At 57.1% G+C, this 18827-nt stretch carries 17 protein-coding genes; 9 read left to right on the plus strand and 8 right to left on the minus strand.

Annotated elements, in window-relative coordinates; translation table 11 throughout:
• The first annotated feature begins 12 nt into the window (after positions 1-12).
• From nifX to OKW45_RS03205, 7 genes are all read left to right on the plus strand, one after another.
• On the plus strand, positions 13-426 hold the full coding sequence (nifX, locus tag OKW45_RS03175) for a nitrogen fixation protein NifX (protein ID WP_429465878.1): 414 nt from the start codon (positions 13-15) through the stop codon (positions 424-426).
• Positions 419-904: a NifX-associated nitrogen fixation protein gene (locus tag OKW45_RS03180; protein WP_429465880.1), complete on the plus strand. Its 486-nt coding sequence runs from the start codon at positions 419-421 to the stop codon at positions 902-904. Before nifX ends, OKW45_RS03180 begins: the two co-directional genes overlap by 8 nt.
• 24 nt (positions 905-928) lie before the next feature.
• Positions 929-1129: a CCE_0567 family metalloprotein gene (locus OKW45_RS03185; RefSeq protein ID WP_121325245.1), complete on the plus strand. Its 201-nt coding sequence runs from the start codon at positions 929-931 to the stop codon at positions 1127-1129.
• A gap of 25 nt (positions 1130-1154) precedes the next feature.
• A complete protein-coding gene (gene fdxB / locus OKW45_RS03190) occupies positions 1155-1469 on the plus strand; it encodes a ferredoxin III, nif-specific (RefSeq protein WP_429465882.1) in 315 nt (104 codons plus the stop codon).
• A gap of 11 nt (positions 1470-1480) precedes the next feature.
• Positions 1481-2041, plus strand: a complete 561-nt coding sequence (locus tag OKW45_RS03195; protein ID WP_090811277.1) for a nitrogen fixation protein NifQ — start codon at positions 1481-1483, stop codon at positions 2039-2041.
• A gap of 163 nt (positions 2042-2204) precedes the next feature.
• Entirely contained in the window at positions 2205-2423 is a 219-nt protein-coding gene (locus OKW45_RS03200; RefSeq protein ID WP_429465884.1) for a hypothetical protein, read from the plus strand.
• Positions 2424-2560: 137 nt separating this feature from the next.
• Positions 2561-2983: a hypothetical protein gene (locus OKW45_RS03205; protein WP_429465886.1), complete on the plus strand. Its 423-nt coding sequence runs from the start codon at positions 2561-2563 to the stop codon at positions 2981-2983.
• Positions 2984-3417: 434 nt separating this feature from the next.
• Here the strand turns inward: OKW45_RS03205 and OKW45_RS03210 are convergent, their stop codons facing one another.
• From OKW45_RS03210 to OKW45_RS03225, 4 genes are all read right to left on the minus strand, one after another.
• Positions 3418-4206, minus strand: coding sequence for an ABC transporter permease (locus OKW45_RS03210; RefSeq protein ID WP_429465888.1), 789 nt, complete (start codon positions 4204-4206; stop codon positions 3418-3420).
• 3 nt (positions 4207-4209) lie between these two features.
• A complete protein-coding gene (gene nodI / locus OKW45_RS03215) occupies positions 4210-5124 on the minus strand; it encodes a nodulation factor ABC transporter ATP-binding protein NodI (protein WP_429465890.1) in 915 nt (304 codons plus the stop codon).
• A gap of 272 nt (positions 5125-5396) precedes the next feature.
• Positions 5397-6755 carry a chitooligosaccharide synthase NodC gene (gene nodC, locus OKW45_RS03220; RefSeq protein ID WP_429465892.1) on the minus strand — a complete coding sequence of 453 codons (1359 nt, stop codon included), beginning with the start codon at positions 6753-6755 and terminating at the stop codon, positions 5397-5399.
• 1166 nt (positions 6756-7921) lie between these two features.
• Positions 7922-8803, minus strand: a complete 882-nt coding sequence (locus OKW45_RS03225; protein WP_429469219.1) for a DMT family transporter — start codon at positions 8801-8803, stop codon at positions 7922-7924.
• 1044 nt (positions 8804-9847) lie between these two features.
• On the opposite strand from OKW45_RS03225, the gene OKW45_RS03230 reads away from it, so the two are divergent.
• Positions 9848-10960 (plus strand): NAD/NADP octopine/nopaline dehydrogenase family protein, encoded by a 1113-nt coding sequence (locus tag OKW45_RS03230; RefSeq protein ID WP_429465894.1) that lies wholly within the window; start codon positions 9848-9850, stop codon positions 10958-10960.
• 390 nt (positions 10961-11350) lie between these two features.
• Here the strand turns inward: OKW45_RS03230 and OKW45_RS03235 are convergent, their stop codons facing one another.
• The 4 genes from OKW45_RS03235 to OKW45_RS03250 all read right to left on the minus strand — a co-directional run bounded on the left by OKW45_RS03235 (position 11351) and on the right by OKW45_RS03250 (position 15982).
• Positions 11351-12502 (minus strand): porin, encoded by a 1152-nt coding sequence (locus OKW45_RS03235; RefSeq protein ID WP_429465896.1) that lies wholly within the window; start codon positions 12500-12502, stop codon positions 11351-11353.
• A gap of 96 nt (positions 12503-12598) precedes the next feature.
• On the minus strand, positions 12599-13378 hold the full coding sequence (locus OKW45_RS03240; RefSeq protein ID WP_429465898.1) for an ABC transporter substrate-binding protein: 780 nt from the start codon (positions 13376-13378) through the stop codon (positions 12599-12601).
• Between the two features lie 114 nt (positions 13379-13492).
• Positions 13493-14566, minus strand: a complete 1074-nt coding sequence (locus OKW45_RS03245; RefSeq protein WP_429465900.1) for an NAD/NADP octopine/nopaline dehydrogenase family protein — start codon at positions 14564-14566, stop codon at positions 13493-13495.
• A 189-nt stretch (positions 14567-14755) separates the two neighbouring features.
• Positions 14756-15982 (minus strand): ISL3 family transposase, encoded by a 1227-nt coding sequence (locus OKW45_RS03250; RefSeq protein ID WP_429465902.1) that lies wholly within the window; start codon positions 15980-15982, stop codon positions 14756-14758.
• Positions 15983-17150: 1168 nt separating this feature from the next.
• Between OKW45_RS03250 and OKW45_RS03255 the strand changes: the two genes are divergently transcribed.
• Positions 17151-18551, plus strand: coding sequence for an MmgE/PrpD family protein (locus tag OKW45_RS03255; protein WP_429465904.1), 1401 nt, complete (start codon positions 17151-17153; stop codon positions 18549-18551).
• Positions 18552-18827: the final 276 nt, after the last annotated feature.

Genomic DNA, 18827 nt, shown 5'->3' on the forward strand with positions numbered 1-18827 from the left:
GGAGCACACAGCATGAAGATCGCGTTCGCCACCCAGGACAGGCAGTTCGTCGATGCGCATTTTGGCTGGGCGAGGAGCATCGTCACCTACAACGTCACACCGGACGGCTACCAGTTCGTCGAGGCGTTCGACTTTGGTGGCAAGCTCGAAGAGGACGGCGACGAGGACAAGCTCGTGCCCAAGCTCGAAGCCGTCAAGGATTGCGCGATCCTGTACGTCGCCGCAATCGGCGGCTCGGCCGCGGCGCGAGTGGTTGCGCTGAAGATTCACCCGATCAAGGTGCCGCGGCCCGAGTCCATCGGGGAGATTCTCGGCAAGTTGCAACAGGTGCTGAAGGGCACGCCGCCGCCGTGGCTGCGCAAGGCACTGGCGAAGGATGGCGAACGTGTATACGACTTTGAAGACGATGAGGTATCCCATGACTGAATCATCCGCAATTCCGTCCAAGGCCAGCGACGAAATGCTGCTGGTCGCACCGTTCGTGCAACAGCTCGTCAGGCAGTTGCGCGCGCAGGACACCCACGGCGTGTGGGACGGAAAGACCGACCTGCAACTGCTCAAGCCGTACATCCACACGCCGGAGGAACGCCGCGCGATTCCGATCATGGGCGACCCCGACCCCGAAACGCTGTGGCGGCTCGAGCTTTTCTATAGCGCGATTGCGGTGGCGATCGAGCGTGAGACCGGCCAAATGGTTTCGCCGATGATGAAGATGAGCCACGAGGGCTTCGGCCGCATGGTTTTGCTCGCGGGGCGGCTCGTTGTCGTCAACAAGCAGTTGCGGGACGTACACCGGTTCGGCTTCGCTTCGCTGGAGAAGCTCGCCGAGGCGGGCGCAAAGCTTCTCGACGAAGCGGTCGAGGTGATCCGGACGTACCCCGCCGTCGCACAGTACGGCGCCTGAAGGAATCGTGAGGGGACCGAGACGATGAGCACCGATGCCGATGAACTCAAGGCGCACCTGAAGAAACTCAACGCGCAAGCGACCCAGGCGAAGTTGGACCTGCACGACCTCTCAGAGGAACTCCCGACCAACTGGGAGAACATTCTCGCTGTCGCCCAGCGCTGCCATGACGCCCACGCCGCGCTGATGGCAGCCCGCAAGGCTGCCGCTGCGGCAGCGGCCTGAACCAGCGAAGCCACGGAGCCACATCATGAGCGATACCTTCAGCGTTACGCTGCCGAGCGGCGCCACCTGGACGCCGACCTTCGTCAACAGGCTCGACGAAGAAAAATGCATTGGTTGCGGACGTTGTTTCCGTGTCTGTCCGCGTGGCGTGCTGCAACTCGTCGGGCTTAACGAGGACGGCGCGCACATCGCACTGGACGGCGACGACGAAGACGAAGACGACGACGAGTACGAGAAGAAGGTGATGATTATCGTGCATCGGGAACTGTGCGTCGGCTGCACCGCGTGCGCGAAGATCTGCCCGAAAAAGTGCTACACGCACGCGGCGGTCGTTCTCTGAGCGATGCCGCGATGGACGCCTATGCAACCCTGATGGCGTGTGCGGTGGATGCGGGCGATCCCACCGTGCTGGCACTGGCTGGCGTGCTGTCGAGCGGGTTCGAGCACCACGGCGTCGAGGTGCTGCCGATGCCCGGACTGGACGCCGACCAGACGCGCCGGATGCTCGCGCGCTGGTTCCCGGGTGCCGGCTCGGCGCTCGGTCTTACGTGCGTCTTGTCGCCAGCCACGATGCCGCGTGGCGACGAACTGGAAGACCTGGTGGCGTTGCTCAATCACCATGCCGATCCGCGCGCCGGCCCGGCAGACGAGGCGAACTGCGTGGCCCATGCATTGGCCTGCGCGAGCCTCGGGCAAAACCACCTTTGGCAAGACCTGCTTCTGCCGTCGCGGCGCGAGTTGTCCGCATTGATCAGCCACTGGTTTCCGCGGCTGGCCGCGAAGAATACGCATGACATGAAGTGGAAGAAGTTCTTCTACAAGCAACTGTGCGAGCGCGAGGGCCTGTTCATCTGCAAGGCGCCGAGTTGTGGCGTCTGTTCTGACCATGCGCTTTGCTTTAGAGCGGAGTAGGCAGCACGCGTCGGTCACCGCTTCGATTGTGTCGCGTCGCGGGTGGCCGACTTCGTGGTCGAGTCCTGCGGCGGGCTGCTGTATTACGGCGAGCGGCGTGCGCATCTGCAGGCGGGCTTTCGGGCCGCCGTTGCTGTTTGACGAAGAGGGCCGCGAACCTTGGTTGATTCAACTTTGGCACGCGTTCGACGGCGTCGGTTTCCCGCCCGCGCTGCGCGCCGACTTCTGGGGTTGGGCGAAGCCGCTGTCCGAGCATCGGCTGGCGCCGCACGCGCGTCATGCCGGCCGGACGCGCTACACGTACGACACGGTGCGTAGCTGGTTTCTCACTCCGGCCGCGGGCGAACGGCTTGCGGGCCATGCCACGAGGCGCTCGCCATGAGACCCATGCCGCCTGCCGTTGCCGTAACGGTGCGATCCTAAGCGCAGCCCGTCATGAATCAGAACCGCGGCACATGATGCCTTCCCGACAGCAGTGCGAGCCTGTCGCTGGAGCGCGCGCGGGCACATGTCGCGAGCATGCAGCACGAGTTGTTCGCGGTTGAGCAGGCGCTGCTCGACGACCGCGCATTGACGCGCGCATTGAGCGGGCGTCGATGGGTTTATGTGGGCGGGCGGCCAAGCATCAACGCCGTGCTCCGTGCGCTGGTGGAGGCGGCCGGAGGCGAGTTCGTTCAACACACCGGGACCGTCGACGACGATAGCCGTGCCGAAGGCTTCGAGGCTTTGCTGTCAGGCGCCTGCCGGGTGCTTTGCCCATCGGATCTGATCGACACGGATTTGCTGGTCGCGCTGCGGCGGTTGTGCGCGCGTCACCGCGCGCCGTGGTCCGCTTTGCGTTCGTCGAGCGCGACGAGCTTCATCGCGGGCGTGTTGCGGGCTCGGCCTGCCCAGCCGCGCGGCGTGGTCGCAGCGTCGCGCTTCTGCCTGAGGCATGGCTGACGTCGTCATGACTTTACGTACCGCGAGATGTGAGCGCAAAACTTGCCTTTGACGTGGTCTTTCCACGAGAGGGCCTGCAATGTCCGATTCCGCACAACGCTACGGCCTTTTTCCGCACAACGCTACGTCCTTTTCCTCAACGTCGAGAACCCCGCCGGCGACGCGCGCGATGCGCTGACGCAAACCGTGCGTAACGCGCCGGCCGCCCAAACGTTCGGCTGCCACGAGGTGTAGGTCGCCGACCTTCACTACAGGTCGTACGCGATCAGCAGCGCGCTGACGCCGCTGTTTGCCCACATCGCGACTCGTTTCCGGTGCTATCTCGGGCTGCCGGGATACCGTCGGCGGATGAGGCGCGTGCGCGGATGCACGAAGCGTTCGCGTTGATACGACATGGTGTTTTGCCTGGTCACTCGTACTGGCCATAGCTGGCATTAAGACATGAGGCGTCGACGTAACAGCGCCACCGACAGGAAGAACGGCAACACCGTGCAAACGCAGAGAGCGCCAATATGCAGGGCAACACTGCTCACCGGGCGTCCGAGCATCGCGGGACGGATAAGGTCGACTGAATGTGCCAGCGGCAAGAAGCGCGCTACGTCGCAAAAAACGGCAGGTAGCTTACTGATGGGGAAGATCACGCCGCTCAGGAGCACCATGGGCGTGAGAACGAGCGTTTGATAGAACACGAAGTAATCGTGACTTGGTGCAAGCGCCGCGAGGATCATCGCCAGACTCGCGAAGGCGAGGCCAGTCAGGGCGATGGCAGGCGATGCGTAGAGAATGGATGACCACGCTGAATAACCCAGCACGGTGGCTACCACCATGACGGCGATGCCGGCAAAAAAGGCCTTAGTGGCGGCCCATGCCAGTTCGCCGAGAACGATATCGCCGAGCGTGAGCTGTGTACACAGGATCGCTTCCCACATGCGCTGAACATGCATGCGAGAGAAAGCTGCGTAAATCGTTTCGAAGGTCGCGGAGGTCATCGCGCTCGTGGCGACCATACCCGCCGCGAGAAACGCGATATAAGATGCGCCGTCGACGCGACCTACCATTATCCCGAAACCAAAGCCGAGGCCGAACAGATAAATCACAGGATCGGCAAGGTTACCGAGAATCGAGGCAAACGCGACTTTTTTCCATGCCAGATAGTTGTGGCGCCACACTGCAACCCAGTTCCACACGTTCGCGGGCAGGGCCGCTGCATAAAACTCTCTCATCGTTCACTCCTTCATCCCGCGCCCGGTTAACTGCAAAAAGACATCCTCGAGATTTGCTGGACGCTGTAAAAGGCGCAGCGCCTCGCGCCCGCGCAACTGTACACACACCCGTTCCGGATCGGACACATAGCAGAAGAGGGTCCCACCACTGACCTCGGTACGCTGCGCGTGCGGCGCGATCAATGTGCGCAGCTCATGCGGATTGCCGCCGCGGATCTCGACCACGTGGCTCCCGATCTGTTCTGCGATCAGTGCCCGAGGCCCGCCTTCGGCGATCTTTCGCCCCTCCTCCAGCACACACAGTCGATCGCACAACCGCTCGGCCTCTTCCATGAAATGGGTGGTCAAGAGGATCGTCTTGCCGCGCGCCAACAGGGAACGCAGGCGTTCCCAGATCAGGTGGCGCGCATGCGGGTCGAGACCCGTTGTAGGCTCGTCCATGACCAACAACTGTGGATCGTTGATCAGCGCGCGTGCCAGCATCAGCCGCCGCTTCATGCCACCGGATAGTTCGGTGACGCGCGCATCGACCTTGCTTTCGAGGCGGGCAAATTCGAGCAGCGACGGCACGATCGCTTCAATTTCACGTGTGCTCATGCCGAAGTAGCGCCCAAACACCAGAAGGTTCTCGCGCACGGTGAACCCGGGCTCGAGGTTGTCGAATTGCGGCACCACGCCAATGCTCATACGTGCCGAGCGAGCGCGCGCCGGCACTGGCTCCCCGAGCACGATGATCTTGCCTGCGTCGGGCGGCGCCATGCCGAGAACCATACGCACCGTCGTGCTCTTGCCCGCGCCATTTGGCCCTAGCAGACCGAAGCACTCTCCAGGCGCGACGCTGAACGACAATCCGTCGACTACGATCTTGTCGCCATATGACTTCCTTACGCCGGTGAAGCTGATTGCTGCTTTGGACATGGAGATAAGAAGGAAAATTACGCACTCGTCTCAGAGAAAAAGAAGCCGTTCTGCTGCCGCGGCCCGATTGAAAACGCCCTGGTCGATAGAAGATCCTTGCCTGCCAAGCGCGAGAGTTACTGACAATGGAGTACCAGGATTTCAATGAATGCACTGGCGTTGGGAAGACGACAATCGAGCCTTTGCGTGAGACGATCGCACTCAAGCGGACCAGTGCCGATGGTAGGCGGTTCTGGGTTGGCGCAATACTCGATATCTATATGTACGATTAACTAATCGCCATCGAATGCTTCGTCAGACGTCGCTAATGTTGAAGATTCACACGCGTGATCCTGCCGACGGTGCGGAGTCGCAGATCTTGACGCTAAAGTCGCGTCCGGCTTTGTAACCGGTTTCGGAGTATCGACCTGTTTTTCACGAACGTTCGATACGTTCCCTGCAGAGCCACGGGACAGCCAATCGCTATTGCTCAATGTACACAGCGCATAGACTTTCAGGGGGAGCAAGAGAAAGAGGTTAATGGGTGTGTGAAGAGAAAAGCCAAGAAATCGAATCTGGCGAGCGCGAACCGATGCCACGCTACAGCGGATCATGGTCGATGATGCGATTATCAGGGCAGTCCACCACGGCACTGTCGCTGTCAATGCGAGCTGCGCCAGCCCCGCCAGAAGCGATAAGGCGAGAAATAGCGAGCCCAGATTCAGTCCGATCACGTCCAGCGTAAGGTAACGATCGAGACAGGGCAGCAGGCGCAGCGAAAGCAACGTGTCCCGATAAGTACTGCGCGCCCAGCGCAGTTGTTGGCGCAGATACGCCCCCAGTCTGTCCGGAACGACTGTCGCCGCAATGGCGTCCGGAACGTACTCGGTCCGATAACCTGCCGTCAGCATGAGAATCGTTAGATGACGGTCCTCGCCGAAGTCGCTCGGCTTCCCGCGAAAAAGTTGCGTCTCGTACTGATCTAGCAGCAAAAGGAGCGCGGACCGGCGGTACATGGCACAGGGACCGCAGCAACACATAACAGCGCCGAAGCGAGCCTGTGCGGCGCGTTCTTCATTGCAAGCCAGCCAGTACTCCATATCGATCAGACGGGTCAACCAGGTGTCGCTGCGGTTGCTGGCCGTCAACTGCCCCATGGCGGCGCCTATCGTCGCGTCTCGCATTGTCAATACGAGCTTCTTGACGACATCGGGCGCCAGCGTCGTGTCCGAGTCGACGTTGAGTACCAGTTCCCCGGATGAACAGCGTATCGCGGCGATCTGTGCCTTGCGCTTTCCCATATTTTGGGGAAGCGTAATGAAGTTGAATCTCGGGTCGCGCGTGTATGCATCGTATACCGGCCTCACGGCGTCGAGATTGGCAGAACCATCATCGACCACATAGACGCGCAGTTTTCCGGCGTAGTCCTGGTTTGCGATGGAATCCAGGCATGCCGAGAGCGTGCGCGGGTCCTCATTGAAGCAGGGAACGATGACATCCACGCCCGGCAGAGTGTCGGAGTCGATCAGGCCGTCCGACAGCGATGACACGTTTGTCGGCTGAGCATAAAGCGTCTGGGTGCTTTTATAGACAGTCGAGAGCAGCGCATAAAACGAGACAGCGACAGTGCTAGTTGCGGCAAGCATGTTCATAGGGTGTCTGGTTCGTCTGGTGAGGTTGAGGAAGCGATCGGATTGCAACCCCCCGGTCATGCAATGCTGGAATCATGAGGGAAAGCGCCATGAGGGTCTGCTCGCGTCGACCAGCGTGAGTGCATCGTCCCAACTCATCGGGAGGGCATCCGTCGTGCAAGAGCACAATTGCACCCGGCCGGACAGAGGCCAGCACTGCGCTGACAATCGCGTCCACGCCGGGACGAGACCAGTCTCGCGGGTCTACCGACCAGTGGAGGGGCGCCAGACCAGCGCTCGCTGACGTAGTGAGCACTGCTTCGGTCCACATGCCATACGGGGCACGCATGTACGTGCCCGAGTAAATTCGGTATGAAAAAGGAATTGGTACTGTCGTCAAAGGTTAAGTAGACGTCGCGACGTCCGGCGCGACTGTGGCACTCGTCGCGCGCCTCGAATACGCAATTGAGGACCTTCACAGCTCCGGACCGTTTCGTCCAATTATCGAGCCAGTAGGCCGATCCACGGTCGATAGTCCCAACCGAAAGGCTGCGACGGGCACGGTTCCGGTAAGCTTAGGTGGCGCGTCGAGAGATACATCTAAAAGTATGGTCATCATGGAGACACGTCTAAACATTGTCGTACTACTTATAAATTTGAAGTATTCGATCAATCAACTTCGATTCCAATTTCCGCAACGAGAGGCTTTACTGTGCAACACAAAAATTGATTTGTAAAATCGATTGCGTTGATGCCTTGCATCTATAGCGTGGATATGTTGAGAAATGGGTTTTAAGGGTTTCGATCTAAATCTGCTCGTTGCGCTCGAGCGTATAGATCAATCCGCTGGCGTTAAGGTAGCTCCGTTTTTGGAGCGACCGACGATGCCGGCTCATCGAACAACCATGCGCAAAATCAAGGAAGTACTCCGCCTGAAGTGGGCATGCGATCTCACGCACCGCCAGCGTGCAGGGCGCCCTCAGCGTCGGTCTGGGGACGATCACGCAGTATCTTCAGCTTGCCACAGCGGCAGGACTGGGCTGGGCGTCGGTCGAACATCTGGAAGAAGACGAGCTTGAGCGGCGCGTCCTGTCGCTCGCGTCGTCTCCTTTGCGGTACTCGACTGCGAAAGTCATATCAGTATCTGGTCGTGGTCATGCGCAGATTGCTCTGTCACAAAGGATCATTTAGGCGCGACACGACAGGTAGAGCACACTTGCAATAATTATGACCGTTCCGAGTGCTACCTGTAGAGAAATGACCTCCCCCCAAATCAAATAGTCGAAAATGATTGCCCATACAATGCTGAGGTAACCAAATGAGGCGACGATTGGGGTGGCGACAGTAACGACTGCGATCGTTAGCAGAAGTTGCGCTACACCTGCAGTCAGCCCAAATAGAACCATGTACCCGAAATCCCCTAGATCCGGCGTTACCCAAGCGACGGGAAGTGACAATCCGCTAACAATCGTCGCTATGATTGTGTAATAGAAGACGATTGTCGCTGGCTCGTCAGTTCGCGAGAGCCTCTTGACTTGGATGACTGAACCGGCGCTAAACATAGCACTCAGCAGAATTAGAATCATTGCGCGCAGCGACGCACCATTGGCGCTAAATGGTGAGGTAGCCACCGCGACTCCCGCGAATCCGGACATCGACGCTATCGCCGTAGGTAGACGAAAACGCTCACGCAATAACACGATGCCGAAAAAGCAGACAAAGATTGCTTCTGTCTCCTTCAGCGTTACAGCGGTTGATAAAGGCAGATATGGCACGCCGGCAATGAAAAATCCTACTGCGGCAAGCCCTGTGACGGCTCTGATGAAATGACCGCCTAAGTGATAAATCGTTAGTTCCTTCCATTGAATGCGACGAGTCCCGAACACGAACGCGGCGGGAATTAATCCGGATAGCATCCGAAAGAACATCATCTCGTTCGCCGGATATCTTGCCGGAATGAGCCTTGCAACCGCATTGCTTATTGCAAAGAGCAGAATCGCGTAGAACATGAACGCAATCCCGCGCAGCTTTCTAAATCGTGTGCGAAAAAGCCGATTTTCGGTTGCCAACTTGTAGCCAGACTGCTCCGATGTCTCAAAAGAATCGTGACTTATATGAGGATTCCCTAACGTAACACAATTCAAACCGACATACCGCAGAAGGCAGAATTTCGTTGTGCGCGTCATCACGATAAGTTTTCTCATGTTGCGAAAGTCCAGCGAAAAAAGAGTGCCAGCGCGATCGCGTGTGGTAACGAAGCCCACACGACGCATACCGGCTAACTGTCGGGACCATTTCAGTGTGGACGGAATTGAGCTGCGTTACGGGACGTCGCGGTTTGTCGAAATATCCCAGGTCGGATAGCTGTCTGCATGCAGCTTTCGCACCATGTCGGCCTGAAAGCTCGAAATCCCCGGTGAACGAACTTTTGGCGCATTCGCGAAATTGCCTCGGCTGATATGGCCGACGTCGGATTCCCGACAAACGGCGCGCGGTTTGTCGCAAGCGGTGCCTTCGTGTCCCGTCCTGGCGCGCGATTGGGTCTGTAACACTTCACGACGGATGACCCAGTCGCGCAGCGTCGGCTACTACGCGACGACAAATGGAATGGACGCCCCTACGTACAGAGTGGGTGGCTCTATTGGAGGTGTTCGCGGGCCTACGGCACTAGGGCGCCCAATTGAAGATCATTGAGATGTATCCGTCACGGAACTCGTGTTGTAAGAAGCTCGCACCAACATACCTACGCGATCCGGGTGGGGTGCCAAAACACGGTTTTGGCCTTATAACCTTTCCGCGCAGATGATTGTTCAGCGGTGGTTAATACGCATCGCCTTACAAGCACGTCGAGATTCGGACAGATCTAACTCAAGATGCTTGATTTGTAACGTTCGCGACATGATCTGCACTGGACGAGGAATCGCGTCTTGTTCTGCTCACCACATTAACCGGTATATGAGCCGTTTAAAGAGGTGGCCTCGTTCCGCGGTGGCACGTTCGTTGCGTGCCGTCGTCGTGCTAGCGCACAACTACTGATCGGCGTTCAGCCTTGCCTGACGTCGCAATATTGGGTGGCGTCACAGAAAATTTCTGTTTGTTTATGCGGAGAGGACATGTCATTAAGGTTTCCAATTTCAATCATCGGCGCCGGAAATTGTGGATGCGCTTTCGCGGCCGACTTGGCTAGTCGTGGATTCGAGGTTCTCCTTTACGGGAATCCAGATCATCGTCGTAATATTGATGCGATCCGAGCGAACGGTCGCTTGTTGGCTAGCATGGCTATCACGGGTGAGTTTTATCCGACTGTAACGACTGATATGGATAAGGCCGTAAACTTCTCGCGTTTTCTCGTGATTGCTGTTCCAGCATACGCGCATGACGATCTCATTGGTGATCTAAAAGGTTTCGATTTGAGTCGACATGTCATCATAGTCAATAATGCCAATTTTTTTTCCCCAATGGGTTCAAGAGAGCTAAACCCGCAGGCAGTTCTAGAGACAAACTCCTCGCCCTATGCGTCGTCGGTCAGGGACGGCGAAGTCCGGATCACCGGTATTAAGAATTGTTTGCCGATTGCTGCTTTTTCGAACGCCATGGATGAGAAACAGTTATCGCAAATCACCGCAATCTTTCCGGAAAGGCTCTTGTGGTGGGATAACATTTTCGCAATTGGAATGCAGTCGAATAATGGTGTCATCCATCCTGTCGGGGGTATTTTAAATACGGGATGGATAGAAAGCACAAAAGGAGATTTTTTCTTCTATCGTGACGGGATCTCACCCTCTGTCGGAAGGGTCATAGAGGCGTTGGACAATGAACGATTGAAAATCGGAGAGGCTTTCGGTTTTCGACTGCCGACAGTCCTCGAGGAAATGATCGGCTTTTACGGCGGAGATTGTGCCAACTTCTCCGATTTCGCTTTCCAATCCAAAACTCATAACTCCACGAAGGTCAAAACGCCTGATCGTATGCAACATAGATATATATGTGAGGATATTCCATATATCTTGGTCCCGTGGTACGAACTCGGCGCCAGAGTGGGCATAGAGTCTCGGGCAATCAAAGCCGTGATCGAAATCGCTTCTTCCATCAACGGCGTTAACTATTTTCAAACTGGCCGTAATCTGAAGCGCCTCGGTGTAGACCACATGTCGAAGGCGGAGCTTTTGCGATTCGTAGATAGCGCGACTTTCCGATTGCCGTTAGCTTCGGCTACTAAGAAGTGACCGGATCCATCGGGTAAATTGGATCGCCTTCGGAATCCTGGAGGCCGCTTGGTTTAAGTCGATACCGGCTGCAACAGTATTATTGAATTGCCAGTCGTAGTTTGCTTCAGCATCGTCAGGCGGGGCGGGATATGGTTGAGCCGTTTCATCACCCTATGGCAGTTGGGCGCCGAAGAAAGGGCCGACGCAGGCACGCGCTGATGCGACGAACGCGCGCCTACATGTGCAAGCGCAAACATCACTCGCAGGAGATCATCGCGGAGGGCCGGCACGTGGGTGCGCTGGTGAGGACGCTCTCCGCTTCTGTAGGAACTGGGCTGGCGCAAGGCGCCGCCCAACATGTTCGCTCGGAACGTGGACGAACGTCAATCGAGCGATATCTGGCCCGGTTTAGAATTTATGACGCAGGCCGACGCGTGCAACCACCTGATTGCGATTCGACGATACGTCATCGGCCACCGGGACAAAGGCGAAGTCGAGGGCGCTGCCAGTACGGTCACCACCGACGTGCTGATACGCACTCTGTACATAGACGTCCGTGCGCTTTGACAGTGAGTAATCAGCCATCAGCCCCGCAGTTTCGTAATTCGGCTTTAGCTTTCCAGTGGTGGCGTTGAAACCGCTCAGGGTGTACGTATACATCGCCCCGACGAAGAAGGCTGGCGTGAACTGGTACTTGCCGTTGATTTCGAAATTCTGGTAACGCAGGTTGGAAAGCGTGCCCGAGGCTGGCGTAATCTTGCCGACGTATCCCGAAGACACCGGATTGGCGACGAAGGTATTCGAATACGAGATGCCCACGTTGGCCGAACCAAACGTGTAGGTTGCCCCCGCGCCGAAGATGCGCAGCTTGTTCCCCAGAAAATTTTCATCCGCAGCGGGATTGTTCCCGATTGCACCACCGGCGGTGGACGACTGGTTGTTCGCCTGCAGATAGGCGGCTTCCAGCAGCAGGCCGCCTATGACGTATTGGACGCCCATGCTGTACGCGCGATTGTTGGCGAAGTTGGTGTCGTTGCTAAAGCTGTACGTGCCGCCAAATTTAAAGCCAGCAATCTCGGGGCTTGTGTACTTGACAGTATTGTTGACACGGAAGGTGTTGTCCGTGTTGTCGTTGTCGTACGGATGGGAGAACATGCCCCCGCCCCATGTGCCATTCGCCGTCGTTTGAGCCAGATAGTTGACGACGGAGTCGTACTGTCGACCGAGAGTAACCGTCCCGTATTGGTTGGATGCGACGCCGACCCACGCCTGTCGCCCAAACATCAGGCCACCCTGACCGAGCTTACCATTATTGACATTAAAGCCGCTCTCCAACTGGAAAACTGCCTTGAGACCACCGCCGAGATCCTCCGCTCCCTTCAAGCCCCAACGACTCCCTTGGACCGTACCGCTCTGGAGCTCGAACAGCTTGTCGCCACCGACGTTATTCGTATAGTTGATTCCTTCATCGATCAGACCGTAGAGCGTCATCGTACTTTGGGCCATTGCGGGAGCTGCGGCGGCTGACATCACGAAAACTACAAGAAGTTTGATTTTCATTGAGGTCTCCAAACCTTATATTGTGTGTCTCGATGCTTTTTTATGCGCAACCCTGGGTCGGGCACGCGGTCTGTTCTGCTGGGCAGTTGACGTCGATTAACCGCCGTAAATGTCGAACGTGAAGTACTTCTTTGCAATTTGGTCATACGTCCCGTCCTTGCGGAGACTGTCGATCGCACCGTTGATTGCTTCGAGCACGGCTCTGTCACGCTTTCTCACACCGATGCTGACGCCGGGACCGAAGATGGCGGCGTCGTGCACGGCCGGACCTCGCACGAAACCGAAATCACGACCCTGCGCAGTATTCAGGAATCCCGACTCAGCCGTCGGCCCCGAAACCAGCGCCGCATCGAGCCGCCCACCCGCGAGGTCATTCCACACCTGGTCTTGCGAAGGGTAGGGCACAATGTCAACTCCATTCGTCCAATGCTTCCGTGCATAGGCTTCCTGTGTGCTTCCCTGCAAGACTCCGATATGCTTTTCGTTGAGCGATTCGGGCATTGCCACCAGAGCCGACCCGCCCCTTACAACCAGCGCTTCGAAGTTGGCGTATATCTTGTCGCTGAAATCGATTGCCTTCGCGCGCTTCCCGGTCTGCGACATCGACGAATTGATCGCGTCGAACTTGCGCGCCTGCAACGCGGGAATCATGCCGTCGAACGAGTTTTCAACCCAGACGCACTTCACCTTGAGCTTCGCGCAAATTGCATTACCCAGATCGATGTCAAATCCAACGAGCTCGCCCCTCGGGGTTTTCGACTCAAATGGCGGGTAAGCGCTGTCGACTCCGAACTTAAGTTCCTTTCCATCGTACGCGAATGCCGCAAATGGAATGGACGTTGCGCACAGGGTGACTAGTAGCGTTTTAATCTTCATTTTGGTTTCTCATAAACTCCAAGTCTGGATTTGCGGCATAGTACTTCTGCTTTTATTGCATCGGTGGCGTCGGACTCGGACGCCCATCGAGCGCCGCGCCGGATGTAATGGCATCTAGGTTGGAACGGCATAACCGTCGACCACAAGCCTCTTGAGGGTGTCGATTTGAAGCGGTCCAATCTCGGGAAGAATGTCGTTGTCCGCCACAAAGTCCCGACCGTAACAAGCGCCGAGAATTACCACGCCGCCCTCGTGCAAGGGTGCTCTCACCCCAGCCAGCTCGGCGAGTCGAAGCGTCGGTACCAACCCGAACGGCACGTCTTCGAGTACGTAGCGTGTGGCGATGTCTCTCGGGCCGAGCGGATCACTCCCTTGCCGGACAAGTTGCTCCGATATTGCCGAAAGTGAGTCACCAACCACGCCAAAAGACAGCCTGCAATGATCAAAGGTCGTTTTCACTGACTTTCCGAATGCTGCTGCGATGGTAAGTCTCTCTTGGTCCAGAGCCTCAAGGAGCCTCCCGACTGTTGGTGTCAGATTGGAGTTTTGGCTCCAGCTTTCGCCCTTCTCAATACGGGTCAAGTTGGCTAGCGCAATACCCATGTGATCTTGCGGATTAACGTTGCTGAGCGTCAGCGTCAGCATGTCGTCCTTCAGTGCGAACCGGTCTCCGAAGAGTGAAACGCAAGTGGTATGAATCCGGTGGATGTGGCGGGTTGGAAATGCGGCCATGTCGACCTTGGCGCGGATCGTGCCTACCGTGATAGCTCTCGCAGACTGAGTCTTGCACGTTAGCACCGTGGTGCTCCAAGCTGCTATGGGGATGACGAGCCCCCGCGCCGCAAGGCGCTGGGAAATGTAGAGAGCGGCAAATGAAAGATGAGCGCTGATGATTACGCTATGGTGTGCGCGGATATGAGGGATGATGCTGTCGAGGACGAATCGGTATCCGTAGGCCGGCAATGCCAAAATAATGACATCGGCGTCGCCAACATCTTCCGCTTTCCCGCAGACTTCTAAGTAGAACTCTCCCTCGACCGCTCCCTTCACGTGAAGGGGAAGTCCAGCAACGAAGTCTGCAGTCCGGGCTCCCGATGGAGACCAAACTTTCGGTTTATGTCCATTCTGTATGAGATATGCCGCATAACCCAAAGCGATTGCGCCGGCTCCCACGATTGTCACTTGCATGTGCCTTATACCTTGAAATAGTTTACTGGCCGTGCACGACCTAGGCGGTTATGTACTAAGTTTCTCAGCCACGCCAAAACCCATCGCTTTTTGGAGAGGGCAAACGAAACGTCACCTACACGTTCTTCGCATATGAGATAGCATCGAACTGAAAAACGGCTCTTTTGAAAACGGAGTGGGTGACGGGGCTCAGCGGGCGTTTTCATTGAAACGTGAGAAGTCGAGCTTTCCAGCGATGAGGAAGAGGACCGTGCGCATGGTTTCGAAGCGAGCGTATCCGCGTGCTTTGCGCTTGGCGGCCTGAAACAGGCCGTTGATAGCCTCAATAAATCCGTTGGTCTGACGCGTCTGAGTCCAGGCAACGATTCCGTCGAAATGTCGGCGAATCAATCTCACCACGTCCTTCATCGGTTCGACCTTCGAGCGCATGACGTTGGTGCACCACTGCTGCAACATCCCGGACACAACATTGATTTGCTTGCGTTCGAGAATGTCGCGCAGTTGCTCGCGGTACAGCCATGCCCGGGCCGTACGCCTGGTGGTGTACTGACTGACGAGCGCCTCGAGGTCGGTCAGTTGGGCGAGATTCAATTTGTCCGCGTCTTTGAGCAGCGTCCAGCGCATGCCTTTGAGTTGCGGGTCGACCTTCTGTTGTTGCCGGCGTACTGTGTCGAGCGCTTTGGACGCGTGAGCGACGACGTGAAACTTGTCGAAAGTCACCCGCGCATCGGGCAGATGTTCATTGACGCCCTTGATGAAAGCCGGCGACATGTCGATGCTGACCGAGCCGAGCTGCTCGGGCGTGCCACCATGTTCGCCCAGATAGGCCGCAAAGCGTTCAATCGTGCTGGCGTCCTTGCCGGTCGTGACGAACACGACCCGGCGCGCCTGCATGTCGGCGACCAGCGTCAGATACTCATGACCGCTCCGGTACGAAGTTTCGTCAATCGCCACCGCCGTCACATCCGACAGGTCAGCCGCCGCGAGTGCCAACTCTACATAGCGCGAACAGATAGCATGTACCCGATGCCACGACAGGTTGACAGCACGCGCGACAGCGGCGAACGGCATCTGTTGGGCGAGCATCAGTACGAGTGCCTCGAACAGCAGCGTGAAGCCGCTGAGTTGACCGACCCAATCAGGTTCGACCAACCGTACGGAGCCATCGGGCAAGCGCACACGCGGCACCCGAACCTCCAGGAAGCACTCGTGTTGAAAGAAATTCAGGTGACGCAGACGTTTGATTTGCGTGTCGTGCACGGGGTGCTCACCGGCAACTCCCGTATAGGCAAACCGGCTGCCCGCGACAAAGTCCACGGCAATGGTGAGTTGACGCTGAGCGGCATCAAAGTCAACGGCTTGCACGTACCAAGGCGCGGATATACCGAGAGCGGATTCGAACAGTTGATTCGTCATCGTTGTTTTGTCTTGTATGGCTGGTTGCCGCATTCTGCCGCAACCAGCCCCGGCTCAGCGTATCAATTCTGGGCGCCTCAAGGGTTCGCTGCGCCGGGCTTACGCCCGCCCTTGACCCGCCAAGCCACCCACTGGGAATTCAAAAGAGGCTGAAAAACTACATTGAGTGTGGTGGGTTTTTGTGCTCAATGCGATGCTCTTACGTGCGAAAACACTATCGGTTGCAAGACAAGCGTTTTTCCTTGTAAAGGCTTTTATTGGGCTGCATCAAACTGCGGCAGAAAAGGCACGTTCCGTCTTATCCAGTGAGAAGCAAAGCTAATGGGGCTCAGAATAGAGAGGCAAAAATCTCGTGTCAAAGTCCGGTTTGATCGTGGATGTATTCTTGGAGGTTATGGGTGCGAAGTTGCCTTTAGGGAAGCGAGCAGCTCAGGCGGTTCACTTCGCACCTTTGCTCCAGGCCATTTTCTTCATCGTTTCAGCAACGTCTGCAGCTGCGTGAGCTCCCGCGCTGGACGTCGAGCGCAGTGCATCATTCGGTACGCGGCGCGTGGATAGGGGCTTCGGTCCCGGACAAAAGCGGATCCTGCCCGTAGTGTGATGTTCCGCGTATGGTCCAGCTCTTTTCCTTTCGCGCCCAGATCCGGTCATTGTGCAACGACATATCCCCGTCTGTTTCTGGCGTTTATGCAGAGACGATGTAGTCGCCAATAGACCCTGCATTTCGTTAAATGCTCGGGATAAAACAATGCAGCGCTATAACCTTCTGGAATGTTGACGTTTGAAAATCAGACTTTGATTTTTCGACGAGACGCGCCTAACATGTCTCGTCACTCTAGTGAGCGTCGGGAGGGTTGGCAGTAGCATCAGCGCACAATTGTTACTAAGGACGGTCGGGCGTCGCAGATCGGCGTAGATGTTGCCAGAGGTGGTCGGGTTCGGGTTACTTGCGAAAAGCGGCATTCCGATTTTTCACGGCAAGTACTCGCATGCTCATTGACAAAGCTTCGAGTCCCCTTGGAGACGGACGTTGCGACTTGTCCGTCGTATCCGTGGCGACAATCAGGGACTTCCATCGGATCCCTGGGCGGTCGCGCGCGGTGCAATCATTTTGAACATAGATTTGTGCGTTACGCACGTTTGGTCGGTCACATAATTCTGGAACGTCATGAACAATCCCCCGCCTGATGACGAGCTTTCTCTGCAGCAAAGCACGATTCATCGTATTGCATCTTATGTCGTCGAAGCTCGCGGTAGGCGGGTGTCCGGGGTTGCCAGGGAATCTGCGCTAAAACGCATCCTCGACCTCTTATGCGCGGTGGGGGCAGGGGCTAGCGAGCCAGGTGCTGTCGCAATTCGCGCGACAGCATGTAAATATCTGGGATCGGGCGATATACCGATGTGGTTCACGGGAACGGGCAGTTCGGTCGTCGGTGCTGCGTGGGCGAATAGCGCGGCTGCGTCGATGCTAGATCTCGACGACGGGCATCGACGCGCGCGCGGGCACCCGGGCGCGGCGGTCATTCCGGTGGCCTTTGCGGTTGCGGCTGAAATGGGAGCCGGGCTGGAGGATTTGATCGCGTCAATCGTCATCGGTTATGAAGTCGGCGTATCAATCGCTGCGGCCCGTACAACATACGGTACGACAGGTACGTGGTCATCCTACGCAGTTGTCGCAACAGCCGCGGCCTTGAGGTGTGCCTCGTGTAGTGTAGTCGAGCATGCGTTGGCTATCGCAGGCGAAAGCGCGCCCAATTCGTTGTTCATGAGCGCGCCACCGCTCTCCTTCCCAACACCGGAGAGCAGCGACATTAAGGAGGGCATACCATGGTCCGTAGTGACCGGGATGCTCGCGCTCGATCTCGCAGAAGGCGGGTTCACCGGTCCCCGGAACATACTTGACAGCGGTCTGCTCTATAGGTTTGCCGACGTATCGCCCCTCGGGGAGTCTCTGCATATCTGCAATGCCTACTACAAGCTCTATTGCTGCTGTCGGCACGTTCACCCGCCCTTGGAAGCCACCCTGAGGCTGATCGAGCAATATCGACTCGACGCGAAGGCGATTGAGGCGATCGACATCGAGACGTACGGCGGGGCGCTGCGCATCGCGAATCAGACCTGCCCAGCTACCCTTGTTGACGTTCAGTACAGCATCCCTTATTGCGTGGCCCTCGCCGCCCTCGCGGGACGAGAGTCGCTTTTGCCCCTCACGATAGACTGCTTAACTTACGAGGGAGTAAGCGCACTCGCCAACAAGGTCTCGCTAACGGTCGACGCCGAAATTGATAAACAATTCCCTGCCAGAACACTCGCGCGAGTCACAATCGTGTGCGGGGGACGTCTGTATGTATCGGAGGTTACCGAGCCACGCGGCGAAGCCGGTGACTCCCTCTCTTGGGAAGAACTCAAGGCAAAGTACGTTGCGGCGACGCGGCTTCACGCCACTGTTGCGCAGCAGGAGCAACTGCTCGCCGCGGTTGAAGAACTGCGCTCAAAAGCCGACTTGGAGCCGTTAAAGGCCTGTATGAGTACTTCGTACGCAAATAGTATTGCGCGTGCCAATGCCTAAGAAGCTCTAAAATATGATTTTTGGGGGGGATAACTTCAAGGATTGAGGTTAGCCTCATCACCGTTTCGGTGATGAAATGCGTGCGAATCGGCGAGGACATCCGGGAGAAGCTCGACTACGCACCGGGTGTATTTACATTAGAGGGACATATCGGGGGCAACTGGTATGCCGCCTCGGCTACAGCCGTGCGAGCTTCATGCGCTTTGCCGCCGGCGAAGACGCGCGTATCGGCCGGTGGCTTACTACGCTTCGCGCAACTCAATAGGCAAGACCCGC

The organism is Paraburkholderia lebeckiae, from assembly GCF_050436225.1.
Classification (GTDB): Bacteria; Pseudomonadota; Gammaproteobacteria; order Burkholderiales; family Burkholderiaceae; genus Paraburkholderia; species Paraburkholderia tuberum.